The sequence below is a fragment of the [Clostridium] scindens ATCC 35704 genome, from assembly GCF_004295125.1.
GTDB classification, from domain to species: Bacteria; Bacillota; Clostridia; order Lachnospirales; family Lachnospiraceae; genus Clostridium_AP; species Clostridium_AP scindens.
Genome location: NZ_CP036170.1, coordinates 2,698,853 through 2,722,209, shown reverse-complemented (window position 1 = coordinate 2,722,209; position 23,357 = coordinate 2,698,853). Strand labels below are relative to the sequence as shown.

The following is a 23,357-nucleotide window of genomic DNA, read 5'->3' as shown; positions in this document are numbered from 1 at the left end:
ATTCCTTGGAATCATTTGATATGTCTATGATAAAATATTGTCAATATTTTTGCAATACCATTCTGCACGAATAATTATTTTTGGTGAGATTTCTTCAATTGTGTCAATTTCACATTGAAATTTCGTTGTGCTAAAATATGAAATTTGTGTAAAACTTCCAATTATTTTTTGAGGGAATTTTTGTGGCGGCGCTCGCGGGATCTCGTTGGCAAATCCTATACTAGTGCCTGCGTTACGGTACGTCTTTCTTCTGTAATCGTCGAAGCCCTTTCTGAATTTCTTCTCAGCAAATCTCCGGAAATTCGCTGACGATTCTCTCCCCGATGATGCAGAAGCGTAATGGTCTGCCAGAGCCAGTCCGTCGTGGGAGGCGGGGAGGAACCCCTCCCCGCCTCCCACGACGGACGTCCTGCAAAAAGCATACACCCTACATCATCAAAAATCCCTTACACATTAATCTCTGCCGACATTCCCAGCAAATCCTTGTTCTCTTCCAGCATAGGATTTACTACATTCTTAAGGAATGCCTCTACCTGTACACAGGCGCGGCCCGTATACTTGGTTGGATCCATAGTCTTCTTCAATTCTTCTTCGCTTAAGTTAAATGCCGGATCTTTAGCGATCAGTTCCAGCAGATTGTTATCCAGACCCTTTTCTTTTACATTCCTGCCCGCTTCCATGGACAGTTCGCGGATTCTTTCGTGAAGTTCCTGTCTGTCTCCTCCTGCCTTCACTGCATCCATCATGATATTCTCTGTCGCCATGAATGGAAGTTCAGACATCAGGCGCTTTTCAATCACCTTCGGATATACTACCAGGCCATCCACCACGTTCAGGCAAAGGTCAAGGATGCCGTCAATAGCCAGGAAGCCTTCCGGCACGCTGAGACGCTTATTCGCGGAGTCATCCAGGGTTCTTTCGAACCACTGGGTCGCGGATGTGATTGCCGGATTCAGGGCGTCCACCATTACATAGCGTGACAGCGACGCGATTCTTTCGCTTCTCATAGGGTTTCTCTTATATGCCATTGCGGATGAGCCAATCTGCGTTTTTTCGAACGGCTCTTCCACTTCCTTCAAATGCTGAAGCAGGCGGATATCATTAGAGAATTTGTGGGCGCTGGCCGCAATTCCCGCAAGGACGTTGAGCACTCTGGTGTCCACTTTGCGGGAATAGGTCTGTCCGGATACCGGATAGCAGGCCTCAAATCCCATCTTCTCTGCGATCATCGAATCTATCTTATCAATCGTTTCCTGGTCCCCATCAAATAATTCCAGGAAACTTGCCTGCGTTCCGGTAGTTCCCTTTGATCCCAGAAGTTTCAGGCTTCCCTTTACATATTCCAGATCTTCCAGATCCATCATGAATTCCTGCATCCACAAGGTAGCGCGCTTTCCTACCGTCGTAGGCTGCGCCGGCTGGAAATGGGTAAACGCAAGCGTTGGCAGATTCTTATACTCATCTGCGAATTTTGCAAGTTCTGCTATTACATTTACTAATTTCTTCCTGACAATATCCAGGGCTTCAGACATCAGAATCATATCCGTATTGTCGCCCACATAGCAGGATGTCGCCCCAAGGTGTATGATTCCTTTCGCTTTCGGGCACTGCTGTCCATAAGCATATACGTGTGACATTACATCGTGGCGGACAATCTTCTCTCTTTCCTTTGCCACATCGTAATTGATATCATCTGCATGTTCTTTCAATTCTTCAATCTGTTCATCCGTAATTGGCAGGCCCAGTTCTTTTTCTGTCTGCGCAAGGGCGATCCACAGTCTTCTCCAGGTGCGGAATTTCTTGTCCGGGGAAAAGATGTACTGCATCTCCTTGCTTGCATACCGCTCAGAAAGAGGGCTTTGGTATCTGTCATTTGTCATCGTCATTGTTCTCCTAATCTTTTTTATAGAAAGCCGGGCATGTTACTCGAAAGCATGGGATATATCCCTGCCCGGAACCTCCATGGGATAGTTGCCGGTAAAGCAGGCGTCACAGTATCCCAGGCTGCCCACCATATTCTTTAATTTATCAATCTTCATATACCCCAGCGAATCTGCCCCTATCAGTTCCCGTATCTCCTCCGTGGTATGGGAATGGGCGATCAGCTGCTCATTGGATGGTACGTCCGTGCCGAAGTAGCAAGGATACAGAAACGGCGGGGAACTGATCCGCACATGAACTTCTTTCGCGCCTGCTCTTTTCAGCATCTTTATAATATTGGCACAAGTGGTCCCCCGCACGATGGAATCATCCACCATGACGATCCTCTTGTCCCTTACGACTTCTTCAATTACATTCAGTTTGATCTTTACGCTGCTTTCCCGCTGGCTCTGCTTGGGCTTGATGAACGTTCTTCCCACATAGCTGTTCTTGTGAAAGGCCATTCCGTAGGGAATGCCCGACTGTTCTGAATATCCCTTTGCAGCTACCAGACCCGAATCCGGCACGCCCACCACCAGATCCGCGTCGACTGGATAGGACTGCGCAAGCGCTTTTCCCGCAATAATCCTGGAATGGTACACGTTTACCTTGTCAATCGTACTGTCCGTCCTGGCAAAATAGATATATTCAAAGATACATCTTGCTTGGTTCTGCGGCGCAATGGCCATTGACAGATCAGAATGTATGCCATCCTTTGTAATCGTCACAATCTCGCCTGGCTCTACATCCCTGACAAATTCCGCGCCCACCGCCGCGATCGCGCAACTCTCAGAAGCGAGGAAATACGTATTTCCCTCCTTTCCGATACACAGCGGCTTCAGGCCAAATGGATCCCTGGCTCCGATCATTTTGCGGGGCGAACTTACCACCAGCGCATAAGCGCCTTTAATCTTGCCCATAGCTCTTTTGACAGCCTCTTCAGCCATCGATACGTTCAGGCGCTCTCTTGCGATGTGATAGGCGATCACTTCCGAGTCAATAGTCGTCTGAAAGATCGCCCCCGTATATTCCAGTTCTCTGCGCAGCTCGATGGCATTGGTCAGATTGCCGTTGTGTGCGATTGCCAGCGTTCCTTTTACATAATTGATAACCAGCGGCATAGCATTTTCAACTTTGGAGCCCCCGGCAGTGGAATAACGGACATGTCCCACCCCGAGGTTGCCTTTTAAGGTCTGAAGGGATTCTTCATCGAAGACTTCGTTGACCAGTCCAAGGCCCTTCTTAAAATGTACCTTGCGCTCGCCATAGGTATCCGTCACTGCAATACCACAGCTTTCCTGTCCTCTGTGCTGCAACGCAAAAAGCCCATAGTATACGGACGGGGCTACATCGCCCCCATCCATATCATAGGCTCCAAATACGCCGCATTCTTCTCCCAAACCGGTTGTCACTTTCTCCAATTTGTTCATGAATGCAACTCCTTACTTTATGCCGATTCTCCTGAATACTTCCTGATACGCGTCCTCTACATTCCCCATATCCCTGCGGAAACGGTCCTTATCCAGCTTCTCATGGGTATTGATGTCCCACAGTCTGCATGTATCCGGAGATATCTCGTCTGCAAGAATAACATTGCCGTGGAATCTGCCAAACTCGATCTTAAAGTCGATCAACTCGATTCCTGCATCGGCAAAGAACTTCTTCAGGACTTCATTCACCTTAAAGGTGTATTCTGTAATCTTTTCAATCTCTTCCCTTGTAGATGCGCCGATCGCGATTGCCATATAGTCATTAATCAATGGATCTCCCAAGTCATCATCCTTATAACTGAACTCAAGCGTAGGTGCCAGCAATTTTGTTCCTTCTTCAATGCCCAGCCTCTTGGAAAAACTTCCTGCAGCCACATTACGCACGATCACTTCCAATGGCACGATCTCCACTTTCTTTACGGCAGTTTCCCTGTCGCTTAATTCTTCTACATAATGTGTAGGAACGCCTTCTTTTTCCAGGACCTGGAAAATGTAGTTTGTCATGCGGTTGTTGATTACGCCTTTTCCAACAATCGTTCCTTTTTTCTCGCCATTAAATGCTGTGGCATCATCCTTATAATCTACAATTACAATATCCGGATCATCTGTCTTAAAGACCTTTTTTGCCTTGCCTTCATACAATTGTTCTAATTTCTGCATGATAACACCCATCCTTTTCTCAATTTTATCATCTGGTTTGCACGTCTGTCGGACACGTTGTGCACGTATTAGTATAATACAAGGCAGATGGAAAAGCAATATTCTGCCTTTTATTAATTATCACCAAATTTTCCTAAGAACTCCTGCATTCTTTCATTGGAAGAGCCAAAAACATCATCCGGGGTTCCCTGGACGGCAATGTATCCATTGTCCATGAAAATGATATGATCCGATACGTTCCGCGCAAAATTCATCTCGTGCGTAACGATCACCATAGTCATATGCTCTGCCGCAAGATCCTTGATTACCTTAAGGATCTCTCCTGTAAGTTCCGGATCCAGGGCCGACGTAGGCTCGTCAAAGAACAGGATGTCCGGGTTCATCGCAAGGGCCCTTGCTATGGATACCCTCTGCTGCTGGCCTCCCGAGAGCTGGTACGGATAGGTATCCTCCTTGTCCGACAGCCCCATCTTGGTCAATAGTTCCCTGGCCTCTTTATAGACTTCCTCTTTTTTACGTTTCTGTACGCGAATAGGGGCATCCGTGATATTTCTTATAACGGAATAATGAGGGAACAGATTAAAACTCTGGAATACCAGGCCAAACGTCCCTTCATAATGAATCTCGCCTGCGTCCGGCGTCTCCAGGTTCGTGGCACACCGAAGCAGCGTAGACTTTCCAGAGCCGGAAGGCCCTATGATTCCCAGCACCTCCCCCTTTTCTACCGTAAGGGAAATGTCTTTGAGCACTTCCACTCCGTTAAAGCTCTTTTTTATATTTTTCATCTCTAACAAGCTCATGGCATGTCCTCCTAACGATAGTAATTCAATTTCTTTTCCAGCGCTTCCATAACGACTGCTACAATCAGGTTAAATACATAATAGAAGATTCCCGCGGCTACAAATGGCACCATGGAAGTCTGCGCGGCCGCAATCTGCTTCGCGATCGTAAACATCTCGGCCACTGCCAGCACGAACGCAAGAGAAGTATCCTTGACAAGCGTGATAACCTCGTTCGTCACGGACGGCAGTATTCTCTTGATTACCTGGGGAAAGATGATGCAGAAGAAGGTCTGAGGCCTGGAATATCCCAGCACTTTTGCCGCCTCATACTGTCCCACGGACATGGACTCGATGCCGCCCCGGTATATTTCCGCAAAGTAAGCGGCATAGTTGATCGCAAATCCAATCAGCACGGCAGTCATGCGATAGGTGCTGGAAATTCGGATTCCGAAAATATAGTACGGCCCAAAATAAACGACCATCAGCTGCAGCATCAGCGGCGTCCCTCTCATAATTGATATGTATATCTTAGCGAGCCATTGGACCGGCTTGATCTTCGACATCCTTCCAAATGCCACCGCCAGGCCAAGAGGCAATGAAAATACCAGCGTCAGCACAAATATTTCAATCGATATCAGCATTCCGCCGCTCAACTCTCTAATAAGCGTTCCAAAATCCATCAGGTTTTCCTCCAACTTCTCAAAAGACGCGGCAAAGGAGCCAGTCCCTTATATCTGGGGCTGACCCCTGCCAGTCATTCACGTATTTACTATTTCTTTCCGATGCAGAGGGATCCTGGCACGCCAAAATCTTCATACTTCTCTGCAATCTTTGCAACCGTTCCGTCTTCCGCCATCTCATCCAATGTAGCCTGGACTTTGTCTCTCAATTCTTCATTCCCAAGTTTGAATCCTACAGCATACTGCTCAGAAGAGATCTCTTCGTCAAGCACCTTGTAATCATCCGGATTCTTTCTGGAATTAATCTGGTAGTATGCAACGCCGATATCCATTGCGATCGCATCGCACGCGCCGGATTCCAGATCCATGAACGCTGTATTGTATTCCGCAATCTCTGTCAGGCTTCCAAATGTACCCGCCAGTTCCTTCTGGTCTCCCTGGAGGGCTGCCAATGCGGATGAATCCGCCTGGGTCTCTACCAGTTTTCCAGAGAGGTCATCAAAACTATTGATACCGGAATCTGTTGCAACGACGATCACCTGCTTGTTGTCGATATATGGATCTGACCAGGTATACTCGTCCTCGCGTCCGTTCATGGTGAAACCGTTCCAGATACAGTCGATGGTTCCGGAGTCAATCTCCATATCCTTGGCATCCCAGTCAATCGGCTGCTTTACAAGCTTCCAGTCGTTTCTGTCGCATACTTCCTGTGCAAGTTCCAGGTCAAATCCGACATATTCGCCATCGTCATCCTTATATCCATATGGCGGGAAGGAAGCATCGAATCCCACGATCAATGTCTCGTCATCGTTTTCGACCTTTGCCTCCTTCTTATCTTCCTTCTTGTTGTCTGCACTCTTGTCTTCCTTGCTGCCGCAGCCTGCCAGGACCGTTGTCGCCAGCATGGCAAGGGCAAGCAGCAATGTTGCTCTCTTCTTCATACCTTTTCCTCCTGCATTACAGTATTGTGGAATCGCAATCACTGCACTCTTTTATCATGTTATCAATTGATTACTTTACCACGCTAAATTGTTCTGTTATATTAGCATATTCCCCGGCTTTTGTCAATCCTGCGATACTGCTTTTTCCATTTCAGGAACTGTTCTTCCGGCATGTCGATATCCACTTCCTGGCGCGCCTTCTTGATCTCTTCGCGCAGGACCGAATCCATGCTCAGATAGATGGGATTGCCGGAAAGCATCTTCACATACTGTGCCTCGGGCAGTACCCTGAAACAGCAGTAGAGATAGGCTTTGAGCATATCCGGCTCCTCGCAGATGCGGTAGGCTTCCTGATACATGCGGGCCGCCTCTTCATACAGGAACAGGTGTCCATAGGCTGCTCCAAGGCAGGCATACACATGCCCATAGAAAGTCTTTTCCACAGAGTCATCCCATTCTTTGTTGATGATGGACTGGTACACCAGTATAGCAGTCTCATACTCGCCGCTGCCCTGCAGGCTGTCTGCCTTATACTTCGTCCTCTCCACATCCTTCTGATTCTGCAGATGTTCCAGAATATTCTGGATCCGGTTGATGTCTGCGGCTGCATATATGGTAGATTCCTTCAATATGGTCAGCACGAACTGCTCCATGGAGCAGTTCTGACGCAATTCTTCCCGCAGCGTCTCCGCAAGTCCGGAAAGTTCCAGTTCATCTCCGATCCAGTCGCACAACTGTCTGTTTATAATCGTATAATCAATAAGATAGAGGTTATTGCAGATATAGTAACATAATTCCTCTATCGTATATATTCTCATATGAACCCTGGATATCTCATAGGGTTGTTTGGCGCGCTTCTTATGACATAGAATTAAACTGCCCATTGATTCCTCCTAAATGTAATACCTTTTCCACCTGAAATCCTGTCGGAGGATAGAACTCTCCGAACCCTACATCCTTGAACGTCAGTTTGCAGGTACGCTCATCCATAAACAGCGCTTCTATCTGAAGGCGCAGGGAATAGTCCCGCCGCTCCGGCAGACCTTTTAAAGATATGGTCTCCACTTGAAGTTCTTCGCCTGCCAGCGTCTCCACATGGATCTCGATGTCGGACGTATCCTCCAGAATCACTTCCCATTGCCCGTCCGCCTCGTACCAGTGCGTTCCCCAGGCGACAATGGGATGCCATCCTTCCTGCCCGTTCACCCGCATGCGCAGGCAGATCTGCTCCGTCATCTTTGTATCGTCCAGGTATACAGGCCCCTCATCATAATCCTTGCATTTACGCATGGATGTATAGCAGGCCCCCCTGCTGTACAGGTTGTTGCCAAGAAATGCCCTCCGGCCATTGCACAGCACCTTCAGGGAATTGGGATACCAGTTATTCTCGAACCCTTCCCCCGTAAGATACACAGAAGATACCACCTTCTTTTCAAACACGCTCTGGATGAAGCCCTTGAACCTTTCATCCGCATCCTTTGCCTTGTCCACATTCAGCACCGGATAGATGGCTGCCAGTTCTTTCATATGAGCATTTGCCACTTCGTCGACGGTTACGAACATATCGTTTCCCCGTCCGCTGATGGTGTTCAGTTTTCTGAGCATATACGCCCGGATCTCCTGGGCATCACAGTAGAACAGGGCAGACTCATACTGCCACAGTTCCTTGGGCTGGTAGAACATATACTGGCAGAAACTTTCTTTATAATCCTGCACATACACGTACTCCTTTGGCACGCCCAGATGATGCCCGATTCCTTTCAGCATCTTCGACATGTCAATGTTGGTAAAAGGCACCGAAAAGGTGATGAATGCGATCTCTTTGAATTTTTCCAGCGTAAGACTTACGAATTTGGCCAGAAGCCACACCGCGTCATGGGTCTTGGCTCCTACCCTCACTTTTTCCTGCCTTACCGCCTTGCCAAACAGGTCCGCTACGGTGCAGCCTTCATTGATGGCCGCCAGCCGTTTGGCTTCTTTCCCGTAGACCCAGTGGTCTTTATAGTATCCCAGCATCAGAGGAATCTGATAATTGTCTACGGCTACTTCCAATGTCTCCGGCTCGTCTTTGGTCTCATCGTAATAACTGATCTGACAATGCTTTTCATTCAGGTCATACCCCAGAATACTGCCTGTTCTCACTATCATATCCTCCTTCTTCTAATATATCTTGAACATCTGGTCCGCCAGGATTTCTTCTTCCTGGAATTCCAGCATCGCCTGCCTGCGGTTCGCAGGGCCCATCAAAGCCATTCCGTTCAACCTTCCAAACTTGCCGATGTCAGGAAATTCTCTCTCATTGCGCAGTTCCTTTTTCTCTGTCGTGATCGTGTCTTTCCCATTCGTCTCCTGGAAATAGTAATTGATGGATTCATCCTTATATAATACAAACTGCTTTACATACAGATTCTCATACATTGGCATCAGAATCTCCGACTGATAGCCCAGTCCTTCCCGCATTCCCTGCTTCATCTTATGATACAGTTTTACCCTGCTGCCGGGCCTGGACTGATAGGAGATCATCACCTTGTCATAGAGCTGGACTTCCCTCAGCCATTCTTCCTTATACTTCAGGTAATATGGAAATACGATCTGCTTCTCGCACATCTCCCGCAGGACGTAGTGAAGCACGTCTTCTAACTCGGCCGTATAATCACGGCTGGAATAGTATTTCAGAAGCGCGACCTTGCAGATATCCGGCAGATACTCCTTCTTGTCGCACTCGTTGGCTATCATATCGAACACGCACAGATCCAAGTCCCTTCCGAATACTACGTATTCCCTGGAAACATAGGCAAGATAGGCCTGCTTCAGCCGAAAATACACGCTGTCAGACAGATAGTAATCTTCAAATATCTTCTCCTCCGCGAAAAGGTTCTCCGAAAAGACCATCTGCGTAATAATGCGCTCCCCTACCTTACAGGAAGGGATTGCGTATTCCCTTAAGATCTTCCACAGACGCTTCATGTCCCTGGTAGCCCCGCAGTAATAATTGGCCAGATACATTAAAGTCACCTTATCATACTGCTGCATTTTAAACAGTTCAAAGCACAGATAATTCAGAAATTCATCTTCCTCGTAGTTGTCTTCCCGGATCCGCTTGCTGCACAGGCGGAAGACATCCTTCTCATCAAAAGCGCTGATTCCTTTGATCCGCAGATTCTCAAACGTAGGCTCTTCCTTTTCATTCTCCTGCTTCCACACGCCGGTGGATGCCGCATACTTGCGGCACATATCTAAGAATCTCGGCTCGTAGAACAGCCTTCTGGTCTCATAGGCAATGGAATCCGTATAGTGACGCCCTTCGATAGACTCCCATACAATTCTGGATTCCTTATCATACAGGCAGATAACGGCACCCTCATCCTCATCGTAAGGCACCCGCTGGCGGATGGCGCCATCCTTTTCAATCACCAGAACGCAGTTCATGTTCGGCACCTTCGTGGTAATCTCGTAAGAATAGCAGATATCACGCATGGCCTCCATGCGCTCTGCCGTCATCTCTTCTTCCTGGCAGAACCTCTTGTACAGGATCCGCAGCGGCTCCGTAATATGCCGCTTCAGCAACTGTTCCCAGGTAAACGCGACCATCTGCTCCCGGTAATTCAGGTACAGATCCCCCGCAGTCTCTTCGTAGGTGACCAGATTGGCGTACAGAAATGCCGCCTTCCGGTAATTCAGAGAATTCCCATGCATGAAGTAGAGCAGGATGGTCTTCGGAAGCGGCCCTCTTGCGGAATTCTCGTCTATGGTCATCATATAATACTCATACAGCTGGGCAATCTTAAGTTCAGCGTCCACCGCCCTCTGATACCACACAAAATAGCGCTGCTGCGTCTTGTTTCCCTTGATCAACAACGTACAGATCGTATTCAGTATCATAGGCTCGCTGTACATCTTGTAGATGCGTTCCAATATCCGGAACATGGCATCGCTGTAGTTCTTCTGCTGGCTGGCAAAATTGGAAACATACAGCGCCAGTTCCTTCGTCATCAGACGATATTTAGAAGCAAAATTCAGAACCTGTATTTCAAAAGCGCCCAGTTTTTTAAGAAGCGTAGGCTTTTCCTGATAGCACATATAGGCTTCCAGATAAAACAGGACCTCATGGATGCCATATTGGAACTGCTGTTCTAACACTTCGATCTTTTTAAAAGGATTTTTATACCGCGGATCCAGATACAGGATCATGCGAAGGAGAGCCCAGGAATCCTGATGCCGCATATAAGTCTTCCCTATCTCGTCAAGCACCCGGTCAACATGGTTTCCCTGGCCTCTGATCTGCGCGGTCAGATATAAGTAGTAGCAGTTCGTCACCGGATCCTTGCCGATGGCGAACCTGTTGTAATTATAGTTCTCCAGAATCCATTTGGCTTCCTCGACCTTATTTCCAATCAGGTAAATATGGGCCTGAAGGAGCTGGTATACTTCATTCTGGGGTTCCTTTTTTCTCAGGACGGCCATCTTCTCAACCGCGCTCTCCACCCAGTTGTTCAGTTCGATCCTTCCGCCTACATAGCCGATATATTCCTTCAATATCTGAGCGCTTAAAAGTTCCGGGATTCTATGATCCTCGTCATACTCCTGATTCTGCAGCACCTCGATCTCATAGGTCAGCGTCTCATAGGGGGTCACGAACTTCAAAGCGCCATAATTCCTGCCGCCGTGCAGCCGCTCCGGCCGAACCACATACTCGATCTCATGGGCATTACCCACGAAATCCTCTGTGCTGATCTCCGGGCGCAGGACCTTGATAAAGTTTCCCTCTGCCTCGATCCGGATGGGCATATATCCCCAGGTGTTCTTCATCAGCGTAAGCGTGCCCTTAGTCGGCTCCCCGATGTCTTCAAACAGCATTCCCTCCCCGGGAAGGGTCAGGAAGATGCACTCTTTCTGCTTGATGCCTACCAGGAATTCCTCCATGGCCTGCTCCCCAAGGGACCATTTGCGCATATTGTCGTACAGGTAGAATATCCTTTCATTCTCATACTTCAATATCTCATAGAATTCCCGGGAACGGAACAGCCTCCCCGCTTCTGAGAAATCCTTGATCGCCAGTTTCCGGAAATCATCCGTGCTCTGCACCTTCCCATAGGAGGTCATGACATACGGCTTTTCTATAATGGCGGTAAAAGACAGTTCATACTCTCCGCCGGTACACACGACGGTAAACTTGCCTTCCTCCACATGGCCAGGGCGCAGTCCCCTGCCGTCATACGTAAACTCTACTTTTGCTGGATTCCCCTCAAATCCCTGGTCTTTAAAATGAACACGAAAAGAAGACGGGTATACAAGTCCCCGTATCGTTCCTTTGCTATTCGTCTTCATTGTAAAACTTCCCCTGTATACTTCCCCTTCTCCTATTATGAGAACCAGATTTGTTTCATCAAATATGACATCAGGTCGTATTAACTGAAAGTCTCCTTTTGAAAATTTCTGGATTTTATTTTTCAAGTCTGACACCTGCTTCTTTCGTTGCATTTTTCAAAAAACATACTATAATGAATTATAGCATTGTTTCATAAGTAATGGCAATGCCGGAAATACAAAATCTCGAAAATATATGAATAGGATGTATAGATATGGAAAAGAAGCCTGAATTTCACGGAAGCGATCTGGAAAAGATCGCAAGTTATTATCACATGCGCAAGGAGGATATCATCTGCTATAGCGCCAATGTCAATCCCCTTGGATTGTCAGAAAAGGTAAAGAGCCAGCTTGCCGCCAATCTGGATGTCATCACCCGCTATCCCGACCGGGATTATACAAGTCTTCATGAGACCATAGGGGCCTACTGCCACGCCGATCCCGGGCATATCGTGGTTGGCAATGGTTCTACAGAACTGATCTCTCTTCTGATCAGCCTGCTCTCACCCAAGAAAGCCCTGGTCCTCGGCCCCACCTATTCAGAATACGCCAGGGAACTTTCCCTGATCGGCGGCGCTTTACAGTACTACCATCTGAAGGAATCTCAGGATTTTGTGCTGGACATCCCTGATTTTCTTCAATCGCTGACGGATGGCATCGGCCTGGTCATCCTCTGCAATCCCAATAATCCCACCTCTTCCGCCATACATCAGGCGGATATGGAGCGTATTATAGGCGCCTGCAAGAAAAAAGGAATCTTCGTCATGATTGACGAAACGTATGCGGAGTTTGCGCCCGATCCTTCTGCTATTACGGCAATTCCCCTTGCCGGCAGATACGATAACTTCATGGTGATCCGCGGCGTCTCTAAGTTTTTTGCCTCCCCGGGCTTAAGATTCGGGTACGGAATTACTGGCAGCAAGGAACTCCTCTATGCCCTCCTTCTCCACCAGAACCCCTGGAGCCTCAACAGCATCGGGGCCTACGCCGGGGAATTGATGCTCAAAGACAGCGCGTATATACAGGCTACCTGGAATCTGATCGACTCCGAGCGTACCCGGGTCTGCCAGGAGTTAAATGCCATAGACGGCTTAAAGATATATAAGCCCTATGCCAACTTCGTCCTGATACGGATTCTGAAAGACGGCCTTACTTCCTTTGACCTGTTTGAGGCGGCCATCCATGAAAACCTGATGATCCGGGACTGTTCCTCTTTCGAGACCTTGGAAGGCGAGTATATCCGCTTCTGCTTCCTGATGCCGGAAGAGAACGACCGGCTGATCGACTGCCTGAAGCGTGCGCTTAAGTCCCGGCAATGAGACCGGCGATGAGAAAAGAAAGGCCGCCAAGCTGTGGATATGCTGCTCCACGCTTTGGCGGCCTTCCCTGCCTGTTTCTTTTCCTTCTTACTTCTTAAGGATCAATGCCACAAATGTCAGATCTTCTGTCCCTGTATTCTTAATTCCATGGCCGTCTCCGTCCTTGCAGAAGAATACGTCTCCTCCCTCTGCGGGAATTGCCTTGCCATTGTCTTCGTACATTCCTGTTCCGCTAAGGATGTAATAGGTCTCCGTCTCCCCGTGATGCTCATGATGTCCCAACTCGCAGTTGGCAGGCACCGTCACCTTGCTGAACATCTTGCAGTGCTCTCCTAATTCCTCCTGGCTTATAAGGCCTTCCTTCATAATGAAGCCCGCTCCGCCATTTACGCGCTCTACCTTTACTACTTCTCTTTCTCCTGCTTTTGTCATTGTGCTGTTCCTCCTCTTTCTTAACATGATTTATCAGAATATTTTTATTAGATATATTCTTTCTGCTCAAAATATCTCATCAGGATATCCGCACAGTTCTCCACGCCCAGATCGGAAGTATTCAGAATCATATGATAGTTATTCACGTCACCCCAGGCTTTGCCCGTGTGCTCATGATAATACCTGGAACGCTCCCTGTCGTTCGCGTCAATCTTCTGGGCAGCCTCTTCATATGTAAGAGATTCCTTCTTCATAATACGTTCGATCCTGTCTTCCTTGTCAGCACACACATAGATATTGAACACGTTAAGCCTGTCTTTCAATATCTCTGACGCGCACCGCCCAAGGATAATGCATGGCTTCTGTGCCAGCCCTTTGATCGCTTCCACTTCGGATTCATAGGTATTCCTGCTTAGTTCCTGTTCCACGTTCACCTTGTCATATACCGGAATCCCAAGCCTCTTCGACAGTTCCTCTGCAATAACGCTTGCTCCGGTACCATATCTGCGGCTCATCGTAATCACCAATTTCATACCAATTCCTCCTTCGTTAAGTGTTTTATGTAAGTAGGTATTATTATAACACTAAAATCATAAAAAGGCACGTAAACTTTTAAGCCAGGATAAAACGCGGGCAGGGACGCATGATTTTAAAATGCTATATCCCTGCCCGCATGACCGGCATTGATTCTAATTCACGATTTTATAGTATTCCCTGGCAGTCAGGCTGTATACGATCGCATAGAACACTGCGAATACAACCACCGTGATGATGGTGCACGCCATGAACAGCGACACATTCACAAGGTTCAGCACGGCCAGCAATTTGGTGATTACCTTAAAGGCTACGATGATATGGATGATGGCCGTGATAAGAGGAAGGAAGAACACGGTAAGCACTTGGCTTCTGATGGAATGCCTTACCTCCTTCTTGCTCATGCCGACTTTCTGCATGATCTGATAACGCTCCTTGTCATCATATCCCTCGGATATCTGCTTATAGTAGATAATCAGCACAGTCGCCATCAGGAACATGACGCCCAGATAGATGCCGATGAACAAAAGGCCGCCGTACAGCATATAGAACCCTTCCCGGTTCAGTTCCCGGCTGTCGCAGAATGACGGAGTGGTCTCGGACTCTATCCGGCTCTTGATCGTTTCCTCCGCTTTCATGCACGCCTTCTGGCTGCCCTCCAGATCAAATGTGACAATATAGTCTATATTGATATGCTGTTCCTTCCAGTCAACCTGCATGTCGCTGTCTGCGTAAGCCTCATTCAGGAACTGCTGCATGATTTCCTCATTGTTGACAACCATATAAAATGTAGGCGCCAGCCGCCCCTGGCTCTTCTTTGCCAATGGGAACTTCTTTAACTCTTTGGCTACTTTGAAGGTGGCAGTTCCGATCTTTGCCGTATCCTTGCCATAGGTATCCATAGTATCCACAAAGACTAGTATCTCGTCTTCCGCGATGGATACGTTTTCATCAGCCAGCCTGTTATATTCATCCTGGCTGATGAAAATCAGCGAGCACAGATCCTCTGCCGCATAGTTTCCCGTCTCTATAAGGGAAAAATCGCTTCCCGTACGGATGGCAGACAGGTCTGCCTGTCTGTGGCTGGTCATATTCTTAACCTTCACACCTGCGCTTCTGGACTCTTCCTCTATAATCCGGTCGATCTTATCCATATTTTCTTTGGTAGCGTTATAGTTCCTTGCCTCGAATTCCGTGGGGAATCTGGTTTCCAGCACGTCGTTCATTCCGGTATACAGGGAGATCGTGGTGGAAATCATCACCAGCACCATGGTACTTAAGATGCAGATGTTGGCAAGTCCTACCGCGTTCTGCTTCATCCGGTAGATCATGCCTGATATGGAAGTAAAATGGCTGGTCTTATAATAGTAATTCTTATTCTTCCGCAGAAGTTTCAGCAAAGCGATGCTGCCCGCCGTAAACAGCGCATAGGTTCCTATGATGACACAGATGACTGCCAGAAAGAACTTCGTGATCGCGGTAAGCGGAGATTCCGTTGTAATCGCGATGTAATATCCGATCCCGATGGCAACCACTCCAAATATGGTCAGCAGCCATTTTGTCTTTGGCTCTTTTTCTCCCTGGCTTCCGCCTCTTAGCAGCTCCACCGGGTTGGAGAGACGGATCTGGAGCAGATTGTAGATCAGCGTCATGGCGAATATGACGGCAAAAAGGAGCAGCGTATTCAGGAGTGCTCTGACCGAGAGTTCAAATACCATATTTACGTCATAATGTATGATTTTCAAAAGAGCAAGGAACATCAGCTTGCTGAATATGATTCCTGCAACAAGTCCGACGACAATGCTTATAACCGCTATTATCAAAGTCTCAATGGTCAGCATCTTGGCAATATGCCGCTTGCCCATTCCCAGTATATTGTAGACGCCGATTTCCTTTTTCCTTCTCTTGATGAGGAAACTGTTGGTGTAGAACAGGAAGATTACGGCAAATACAATGATGACTACCGTCGCCCAGGCAAGGCAGAGCCGCAGATTCCCGTCTCCCACGCTCTTATTTCTGGACAAGGCGTCTATAATATAGAACATCATGACCGTAAGGATCGCCGTCAGCATGTAAGGAATATAGGTTTTCCGGTTATTCTTCAGGTTGGTGACCGCAAGTTTTCCATAAACTGAACTATTCAACCTGCTCACCCCCTGTTGTCAACACGGTAAGCGTGTCAGAGATCTTCTGGAACATCTGCTCATTTGTAAGATTTCCCCTATACAGCTGGTGGAACACTTCTCCGTCCTTAATAAACAGTACCCGTTTGGCATGGCTTGCGGCCTTGACGCTGTGGGTAACCATCAGGATTGTCTGCCCGTCTTCGTTGATGGCATTAAAAAGCGTCAGCAACTCGTCTGCCGCCTTAGAATCCAGCGCGCCGGTAGGCTCGTCAGCCAGGATCAGCTGGGGTCTTGTGATGATTGCCCTTGCGATCGCTGCCCTCTGTTTCTGGCCGCCGGATACCTCATAGGGATATTTTTCCAGCAATTTCTCAATGCCAAGGCGCTGGGCTACCGGCTTGATCTTCTTCTCCATCTCGTCATACTTCTTCCCGGAAAGAACCAACGGAAGGAAGATATTATCTTTAAGAGAAAACGTATCCAGAAGATTAAAGTCCTGAAACACGAAACCCAGATTCTGCCGCCTGAATGCCGCCATCTCCTTTTCCTTAATCTTTCCCAGATCATTCCCCTTCAAGTACACCTTGCCTCCCGTCGGCTTGTCAAGCGAAGCCAGGATATTAAGAAGCGTCGTTTTCCCTGACCCAGATTCTCCCATTATCGCTACGTATTCTCTTGGTTCTACGGAGAAACTTACATTCTTTAATGCCTCCACCTGATTTCCGGCAAACCGGGTAGTGTATATTTTCTTTACATTCTTTACCTCTAATAAAGCCATCTTATATTCCCGTCCTTTCATCTATTCTTTGTTTATTACAAATCATATTATAGATTATCCAGAACTCTCCTTCCATCGAATCAGGTTACATTCTCCTGGCCCAACCTTACAAATTTGTCACAAACTGAGCCTATTTCCGCATTAAAGGGCATGTATTGATCCTGCTTGACCATCAGGGACTGGAACAGTTTCTGTGATTTGCCGGGCGGCCGCTTACTCTGGGTCAAGCACATTTCTCTCAAGATACAGGAATACTTTTGTGCCTTCCCCCACCTTCGACTCTATACGGATGCCGTGTCCCAGCCTGTCCAGAATCGTCTTGCACAGATACAGCCCGATGCCGGTAGACTTCTTGTCTCTTCGTCCATTAAATCCGGTAAATCCCTTTTCAAACACCCGTGGAACATCCTCTTCCTGGATCCCGATGCCCGTATCTTCAATGACCAGTTCCTTCTCCTTCATATAGACGGCCACTGTGCCTTCACTGGTATACTTCAGCGCGTTGGACAGGATCTGCTCTACGACAAAGGCCATCCACTTCTCATCCGTTAGGATCATCTCCTCCGGCACATCCATCCGAAGCGCGATCTTCTTCAGGATAAACAGCTGGGAGTATTTCTTAACTGCCTGCTTCACGATATCGTCCGCGGCATACCATTGAAGCACCATATCCGAGGACATGGACTCCATCCGAAGATAGGTCAGCACCATCTCCACATATTGCTCGATCTTGAATAGTTCCATCTTCAAAGTCTTAACCGCTTCTTCGTTTTCTTCCGTCAGGTCCTGGGACTGCAGAAGGATGCGCATGGCGGCGATCGGCGTCTTGATCTGATGGGCCCACAGCACATAATAGTCGAGCATGTCCTGCCTGCTTAACTGCGCCGCCGACTCCAGTTCGCTTCTACTCTCAAACAGCGCATTTACTATCTGCTGGTAGTCCCATTCTGCCAGGGTATCCGCCTTCGGCAATTCTTCCCGTTTTACCTGGAGGATTCCTTTCATCCTTAACAGTTCCCTGTGCTTTCTTCTGCAGTTCATAAAATCCGCCGCCACAAATCCGAGAATCCACAATAGACTCAGAAGCAAGGCGTATTCCAGCGCATCCATTGGGATATTATACAAATAGAATAGCAAGGCAAATATGGCCATGATCCCGGCGTACATGCCTATTCCCCTGATATGATCCCTGATATATCTTCCTGTCAATCTCATGCCTGCACCATATATCCTATTCCTTTTTTCGTTACGATCCAGTCTTCCAGGCCCGCAATGCCAAGCTTCTTCCGGAGCCTCGCGATATTCACCGTTAGCGTATTCTCGTCAATGAACTCGTCGCTCTCCCACAGCCGGGTGATCAGATCATCCCGCGGGACTATCTTGCCCGCGTTCTCAAGCAGGGTCTGGAATATCTTAAATTCATTCTTAGTCAGCTCGATCTTTTCGCCCTGGTAGGAAAGAGAGGCGTCCCCCAGGTTCAGCAGCAGTCCATTATGCTCAATGATATTGGCAGAGCCATGAAATGCATAGGTTCTCCTCAACATTGCCTGGACTTTCGCCGTCACCACGTTCAGGTCAAAGGGCTTTTCAATAAATTCATCCCCGCCCATATTCATCGCCATAACAATGTTCATATTGTCTCCCGCCGATGAGATAAAGATGATAGGCACCTTTGACAGCCGACGGATCTCCTGGCACCAGTGAAACCCATTAAAAAATGGCAGCACGATGTCCAGCAGCACCAGCTGCGGATCATATTCCGCAAATATTTCCATTACGTTCTTAAAGTCTTCTACGCATGCTACTTCATAGTCCCATTTACGCAAATGGGATGCCAGCGCTTTTGCGATGGTCATGTCGTCTTCAACCACTAATATTCTATACACGGATTATCCTCCATCCTGCAAGTTAAAATAAGAGCAGAAGACTGAACATCCCCTGCTCTTTCATCCTATACAATTCTTGTGGTTTTGTCAAATCAATGGAAGTAGTGGTCTCCAATCCTCATGCCATAGCCGCCCTGGTCAAAATACAGGCATCCGCCCACAGGGTTGGCTCCTGACAGCGCGTCTGCCGCCGCCTGCATGGCCGAATCGGTATAGCCGCCGGAACTTCTGACTTTGTCCAGCCATCCTGTGGACACCGGGCCAAACTGGCCGGGCTGGTAGATGACTTCCTCTATGCTGTTCGGATAGATGCCGCTGTTTACGCGGTTCATAACCACCGCTCCTACGGCTACCTGTCCCTCATAAGGCTGGTTTCCGGCCTCGCAGAATATGATGGACGCAAGAAGCGTCTGGCTTTGCTTAAGAACTGCGGCTCTTTTAGCCTCGGCCTCCCGCTCTGCCTGCTCTCTTGCCTCCTGCTCTCTTCTTGCCGCCTCCTCGGCGGCTCTTTTCACTTCTTCGTCTACTGCCGAATTGGCACTTGTTACTATATTGGCCGGAACTGCCTGCAAGGCATTCAATTGTATTTCAGACGCTATATTCTCCTTCGTACTTACCGCAGTCTTTACTTCCGGCTGTAAAGAGGCTGCCTGACTGGTAAATCCTACTGTCATCAATGAACAGGCTGAAAACAGCGCGAACATCGAACTCAGTCTCTTATTTTTTATCATAAATTTATACCCTCCTATTATTGCAATGCATGAACATTGTCTTAATAAAGTATATTCAAAAATTTCAACTTTATTACAATTATTACAAATTTGTTACATTTGCAACGGTGGGTATCGTAACATATCTTCACATTTCTGTCAAATCTAAATGGATTCCCGACGGCAGTAAGTCACTGCGGTCAACACCAGAAACAGCGGAATCTCAAGGATTGCGGCGCCCATGATCAGATACGGCGTCCAGATATATCCAGTGCCAAGGCGGATAAAATGCAGTCCCATCATTTCATAGAAAAAACTATTCGTCAGGCCGATTCCCCCTGATGGGAATATGCATCTTAGAATGTCTGCCACATTGCTGCTTGACACCATATAAATGATGGTCGGCAGCATGCACAGTACAATGCTTCCTATGATGGCAGCCTGCACGTTTCTGCACCTGGAAGACAAATATAGGGCAGCACAGACTGTAGCAAGAAGGGAGCATAAGCCTGCCAGCACGACAGTTGTCCAGGCCTCTCCCAGCGTCATCTGAGGCATCACGAATGCTGACCGCAGCATCTGCAGGGAAGTTTGAAGTCCTTCCCATCCGAAGGCCTGATTCGTAATAAGAAGGAAGACCGCGGTTCCCGCACCGAACGTCGCCAGAAAAATGATCAGCATGGCTCCGATCTTTGTAGCAGCCAGCCGCATGCGTCCATGCCTGGCGCAGCGAAGGATGCTGTCAGCACCGGTCTGATACTCCGCGCAGAACACAGGCGCTGCGATAACCGCGAAGATAAACATCAAAAGAAACAGATACAAGACCAGATAATCATAGGATTCCGCGGAAAACCCCGGCACATAGGTAAACGGCGTCTCAATATCCGCGCTGAGCCTTTCAATTTCTTCCTGCTCTTTCTCATCCTTTCCCATCTGTTTCAAACGTTCCCGGTATTTTTCATAAAACCCAGCGACATCTTCGGGAGAAATATCCGCGTCCGTCATGGTATCCACGTACACCTGAGAATCTGCAAGCACCCTGGCTGCCCGTTCCAGAACCGGATACTGGGGCGCTATCTTCTCATTATACACCTCCATCGGAACCTCCGGAGGAAAAGCGCTTCCATATTCCTGATAACATTCCCGAAAGTCCTTGACTGCCTTTGCCACCTTTTCCTCCGTTATCAATCCGGCTATGGCCTGCTCCTGCTCCTTCTTATTCTGGATTGCTTCTATCCCCGTAAGTTTCACCGTATTCCCCCTTGCATCTGTCTTATAGGAAGTCACGAAAGATATGGGAAAATATGCCAATACCGCTGACAGGATTAAGGCGGCAGCAAGAAGCATCCAGGTTGAGCGGGTCTTTACAAGCCTCTTTAGTTCTAAGCATAACAGTCTCATATTACTTCCTCCTCTCTTGCATGTTCCGGGAACAGCCACAGATATAAGTCTTCCATTCGGGGCTCCGTTTTTATCGAGCCTGGTATAACAGCCGTATCCGCCAGATAGCGGACCTGCAAGTCTCCATCCTCCTTATTATAGACATTCAAAATTGGCACCCGCTGTTCAAAAGCCGCAAGTTCCCTGGGATCGATCTGGGCATTCCATACCTTCCCGTCCACTTCCCGTACCAGTTTTTCCGTCTTCCCAGTGGCAATGATCCTCCCTTCTTTCATGATTGCATTGCAGGTAGCAATATATTCCACATCTGAGACGATATGCGTGGATATCAGTACGATCCTGCCCCTGGCAAATTCTGAGAGAAGGTTGCGGAACCGGACTCTCTCTCCTGGATCCAGCCCGCTGGTAGGCTCATCTAAGATCAGCACTTCCGGATCATTGAGCATTGCCTGCGCAATTCCAACCCTGCGCTTCATTCCTCCGGACAGTTTGGATATCTGCTTCTTTCTTACCTCCTGAAGCGACAGCATTTCCAGAAGCGCTTCAATCTTCTTCTTTGTCTCCGCCTTTCCAAGGCCTTTGAGGGCCGCGATATATTCCAGATACTCCCACACATGGAAGCCCGGATAGAATCCAAACTCCTGCGGCAGGTATCCAAAGACATCCCGGTAGGATTCCTTTAACGTTCCAATCTCAATGCCATCATACCGGACACATCCCGATGTAGGCTTTTGGATTCCTGCTATCATACGCATAAGGGTGGTCTTTCCTGCGCCATTGGCTCCCAAAAGCCCCCATATGCCGGGCGTCAGCGTCAGGGATACATGATCCACTGCCCGCTTGTCTTTGTATTGCTTTGTAATATCACAGATTTCTAATTTCATAAGCACTCCTCGTATTATAAAGTAGTAGTGTTTATAGTCCCTCTCCAAGGACTGTATGCTATACTGTTGGAGATACTGTGGATTGTTTAATCACTCCTACCACTTGATGGTTTCAGAAAGGCTACAACCACAGTCTCTTTGTATAGTTGTTAATCAGTTAGATACCGCATGACGGTTTATTTAGAACGAGGTTACAATCGCAAGGAGTACCTGTGGCTCTAAACAGTATCAAATTTATTCAAAGGAGATTTCTTATGATTTACGTTGGAATTGACGTTGCCAAAGATAAGCACGACTGCTTTATTACGAACTCAGATGGCGAAGTATTATTTAAGCCCTTTACCATCTCTAATAATCGCGAAGGTTTTGAAACCTTATTTGAAAGAATCTCATCCGTATCAGATGATTTAAACAAAGTAAAAGTAGGACTGGAAGCCACCGGACACTACAGTTACAATCTTCTGGGATTTCTTCTTGATAAAGGTTTGCCGACCTATGTTATCAATCCGTTACATACGAATCTTTACAGAAAAAGTCTCAGCCTTAGAAAGACGAAAACGGATAAAGTTGATTCCCGTACCATTGCTACTATGATGATGTCTGACATGAACTTAAAGTCCTACTCAAACACATCTTACCACAATGAGGAGCTAAAGTCACTCACTCGTTATCGTTTTGATAAAGTCAAAGAACGGGCAAAGCTGAAAAGTTCTGTTTCAAGACTTGTGTGTATTCTTTTCCCAGAACTGGAAAAACTCGTTCCTACGCTTCATATGGCATCCATTTATGCTTTACTTTCTGAATTTCCAAGTGCAGATGCTGTTGCAAACGCACACCTCACAAGGCTTTCCAACCTGCTCTCTGAAAGTTCTAAAGGCAGATATGGGAAAGATACTGCTGTCATGTTTCGTGACGCTGCAAGAGGTTCTATCGGTTCTCATATGCCTGCAAAGTCTTTGGAACTAAAACACACCATCAAGCTCATTCAGGAATTAACGATTGAGATTAATGAAATCGAAGCAGCCATCAAACGAATCATGGATGAAGAGATCCATTCTCCCATCCTTACCATTCCTGGTATCAGTTACCGGATGGGCGCAATGATCATTGCTGAGATTGGGGATTTCTCTCGTTTTGATTCCGCAGATAAGATACTCGCATATGCAGGAATGTCTCCCTCCACTTATCAATCGGGACAGTTAGATAACTGTTATTCCCATATGGAGAAACGAGGTTCCAGATACCTTCGGTATGCCCTTTACAATGCCACAAAATATGTCTGCCAGTGGGATGAATCCTTTCGTGTATATCTAGAAAAGAAACGTTCAGAAGGCAAGCATTATAATGTTGCATTATCTCATACCTCCAAGAAACTTGTGCGATTGATTTTTGCACTGGAAAAATCAGGACAAGCATACCTTCCAACAACTTAATTCTTTTCTGTAAA

At 47.5% G+C, this 23,357-nt stretch carries 21 protein-coding genes; 2 read left to right on the top strand and 19 right to left on the bottom strand.

The features are described from left to right. Positions 1-24: 24 nt before the first annotated feature. From HDCHBGLK_RS14015 to HDCHBGLK_RS13970, 10 genes are all read right to left on the bottom strand, one after another. A complete protein-coding gene (locus HDCHBGLK_RS14015) occupies positions 25-399 on the bottom strand; it encodes a hypothetical protein (RefSeq protein WP_004606327.1) in 375 nt (124 codons plus the stop codon). Positions 400-446: 47 nt separating this feature from the next. Beyond that, positions 447-1,880: an adenylosuccinate lyase gene (gene purB, locus HDCHBGLK_RS14010; RefSeq protein ID WP_039909547.1), complete on the bottom strand. Its 1,434-nt coding sequence runs from the start codon at positions 1,878-1,880 to the stop codon at positions 447-449. A gap of 42 nt (positions 1,881-1,922) precedes the next feature. Further along, the gene (gene purF, locus HDCHBGLK_RS14005) at positions 1,923-3,350 is read right to left on the bottom strand and encodes an amidophosphoribosyltransferase (RefSeq protein WP_004606329.1); all 1,428 of its coding nucleotides are present in this window, start codon (positions 3,348-3,350) and stop codon (positions 1,923-1,925) included. Positions 3,351-3,362: 12 nt separating this feature from the next. Then, on the bottom strand, positions 3,363-4,070 hold the full coding sequence (gene purC, locus HDCHBGLK_RS14000; protein WP_009248990.1) for a phosphoribosylaminoimidazolesuccinocarboxamide synthase: 708 nt from the start codon (positions 4,068-4,070) through the stop codon (positions 3,363-3,365). A 113-nt stretch (positions 4,071-4,183) separates the two neighbouring features. Continuing rightward, complete coding sequence (locus tag HDCHBGLK_RS13995) at positions 4,184-4,870, bottom strand: amino acid ABC transporter ATP-binding protein (RefSeq protein WP_004606331.1); 687 nt, start codon at positions 4,868-4,870, stop codon at positions 4,184-4,186. An 11-nt stretch (positions 4,871-4,881) separates the two neighbouring features. Continuing rightward, complete coding sequence (locus tag HDCHBGLK_RS13990; protein ID WP_004606332.1) at positions 4,882-5,532, bottom strand: amino acid ABC transporter permease; 651 nt, start codon at positions 5,530-5,532, stop codon at positions 4,882-4,884. An 89-nt stretch (positions 5,533-5,621) separates the two neighbouring features. After that, positions 5,622-6,473, bottom strand: a complete 852-nt coding sequence (locus HDCHBGLK_RS13985; RefSeq protein WP_004606333.1) for an amino acid ABC transporter substrate-binding protein — start codon at positions 6,471-6,473, stop codon at positions 5,622-5,624. A 101-nt stretch (positions 6,474-6,574) separates the two neighbouring features. Beyond that, positions 6,575-7,357, bottom strand: coding sequence for a hypothetical protein (locus HDCHBGLK_RS13980; protein WP_004606334.1), 783 nt, complete (start codon positions 7,355-7,357; stop codon positions 6,575-6,577). Then, positions 7,332-8,621: a DUF5716 family protein gene (locus HDCHBGLK_RS13975; RefSeq protein WP_004606335.1), complete on the bottom strand. Its 1,290-nt coding sequence runs from the start codon at positions 8,619-8,621 to the stop codon at positions 7,332-7,334. The genes HDCHBGLK_RS13980 and HDCHBGLK_RS13975 overlap by 26 nt, the downstream gene beginning before the upstream one ends. Before the next feature lie 12 nt (positions 8,622-8,633). Beyond that, complete coding sequence (locus HDCHBGLK_RS13970) at positions 8,634-11,954, bottom strand: DUF5717 family protein (protein ID WP_004606336.1); 3,321 nt, start codon at positions 11,952-11,954, stop codon at positions 8,634-8,636. Between the two features lie 101 nt (positions 11,955-12,055). Between HDCHBGLK_RS13970 and HDCHBGLK_RS13965 the strand changes: the two genes are divergently transcribed. After that, positions 12,056-13,159, top strand: coding sequence for a pyridoxal phosphate-dependent aminotransferase (locus tag HDCHBGLK_RS13965; protein WP_004606337.1), 1,104 nt, complete (start codon positions 12,056-12,058; stop codon positions 13,157-13,159). 87 nt (positions 13,160-13,246) lie between these two features. Here the strand turns inward: HDCHBGLK_RS13965 and HDCHBGLK_RS13960 are convergent, their stop codons facing one another. The 9 genes from HDCHBGLK_RS13960 to HDCHBGLK_RS13920 form a co-directional block, all read right to left on the bottom strand. Continuing rightward, a complete protein-coding gene (locus HDCHBGLK_RS13960; RefSeq protein WP_004606338.1) occupies positions 13,247-13,591 on the bottom strand; it encodes a cupin domain-containing protein in 345 nt (114 codons plus the stop codon). 47 nt (positions 13,592-13,638) lie between these two features. Continuing rightward, positions 13,639-14,124: a cytidylate kinase-like family protein gene (locus HDCHBGLK_RS13955; protein WP_004606339.1), complete on the bottom strand. Its 486-nt coding sequence runs from the start codon at positions 14,122-14,124 to the stop codon at positions 13,639-13,641. Between the two features lie 156 nt (positions 14,125-14,280). After that, positions 14,281-16,269, bottom strand: coding sequence for an ABC transporter permease (locus HDCHBGLK_RS13950; RefSeq protein WP_004606340.1), 1,989 nt, complete (start codon positions 16,267-16,269; stop codon positions 14,281-14,283). After that, positions 16,262-17,029 carry an ABC transporter ATP-binding protein gene (locus tag HDCHBGLK_RS13945; RefSeq protein WP_009248995.1) on the bottom strand — a complete coding sequence of 256 codons (768 nt, stop codon included), beginning with the start codon at positions 17,027-17,029 and terminating at the stop codon, positions 16,262-16,264. The genes HDCHBGLK_RS13950 and HDCHBGLK_RS13945 overlap by 8 nt, the downstream gene beginning before the upstream one ends. 213 nt (positions 17,030-17,242) lie before the next feature. Further along, entirely contained in the window at positions 17,243-18,244 is a 1,002-nt protein-coding gene (locus tag HDCHBGLK_RS13940; protein ID WP_004606343.1) for a sensor histidine kinase, read from the bottom strand. Then, positions 18,241-18,915, bottom strand: coding sequence for a response regulator transcription factor (locus HDCHBGLK_RS13935; RefSeq protein ID WP_009248996.1), 675 nt, complete (start codon positions 18,913-18,915; stop codon positions 18,241-18,243). The genes HDCHBGLK_RS13940 and HDCHBGLK_RS13935 overlap by 4 nt, the downstream gene beginning before the upstream one ends. A gap of 92 nt (positions 18,916-19,007) precedes the next feature. After that, complete coding sequence (locus HDCHBGLK_RS13930; RefSeq protein ID WP_004606345.1) at positions 19,008-19,646, bottom strand: cell wall hydrolase; 639 nt, start codon at positions 19,644-19,646, stop codon at positions 19,008-19,010. 144 nt (positions 19,647-19,790) lie between these two features. Continuing rightward, positions 19,791-21,026: an ABC transporter permease subunit gene (locus HDCHBGLK_RS13925; RefSeq protein WP_004606346.1), complete on the bottom strand. Its 1,236-nt coding sequence runs from the start codon at positions 21,024-21,026 to the stop codon at positions 19,791-19,793. Continuing rightward, positions 21,023-21,910, bottom strand: a complete 888-nt coding sequence (locus tag HDCHBGLK_RS13920) for an ABC transporter ATP-binding protein (RefSeq protein ID WP_039909549.1) — start codon at positions 21,908-21,910, stop codon at positions 21,023-21,025. Before HDCHBGLK_RS13920 ends, HDCHBGLK_RS13925 begins: the two co-directional genes overlap by 4 nt. Before the next feature lie 254 nt (positions 21,911-22,164). Between HDCHBGLK_RS13920 and HDCHBGLK_RS13915 the strand changes: the two genes are divergently transcribed. After that, positions 22,165-23,343 (top strand): IS110 family RNA-guided transposase, encoded by a 1,179-nt coding sequence (locus HDCHBGLK_RS13915; RefSeq protein ID WP_039909206.1) that lies wholly within the window; start codon positions 22,165-22,167, stop codon positions 23,341-23,343. Positions 23,344-23,357 lie beyond the last annotated feature (14 nt).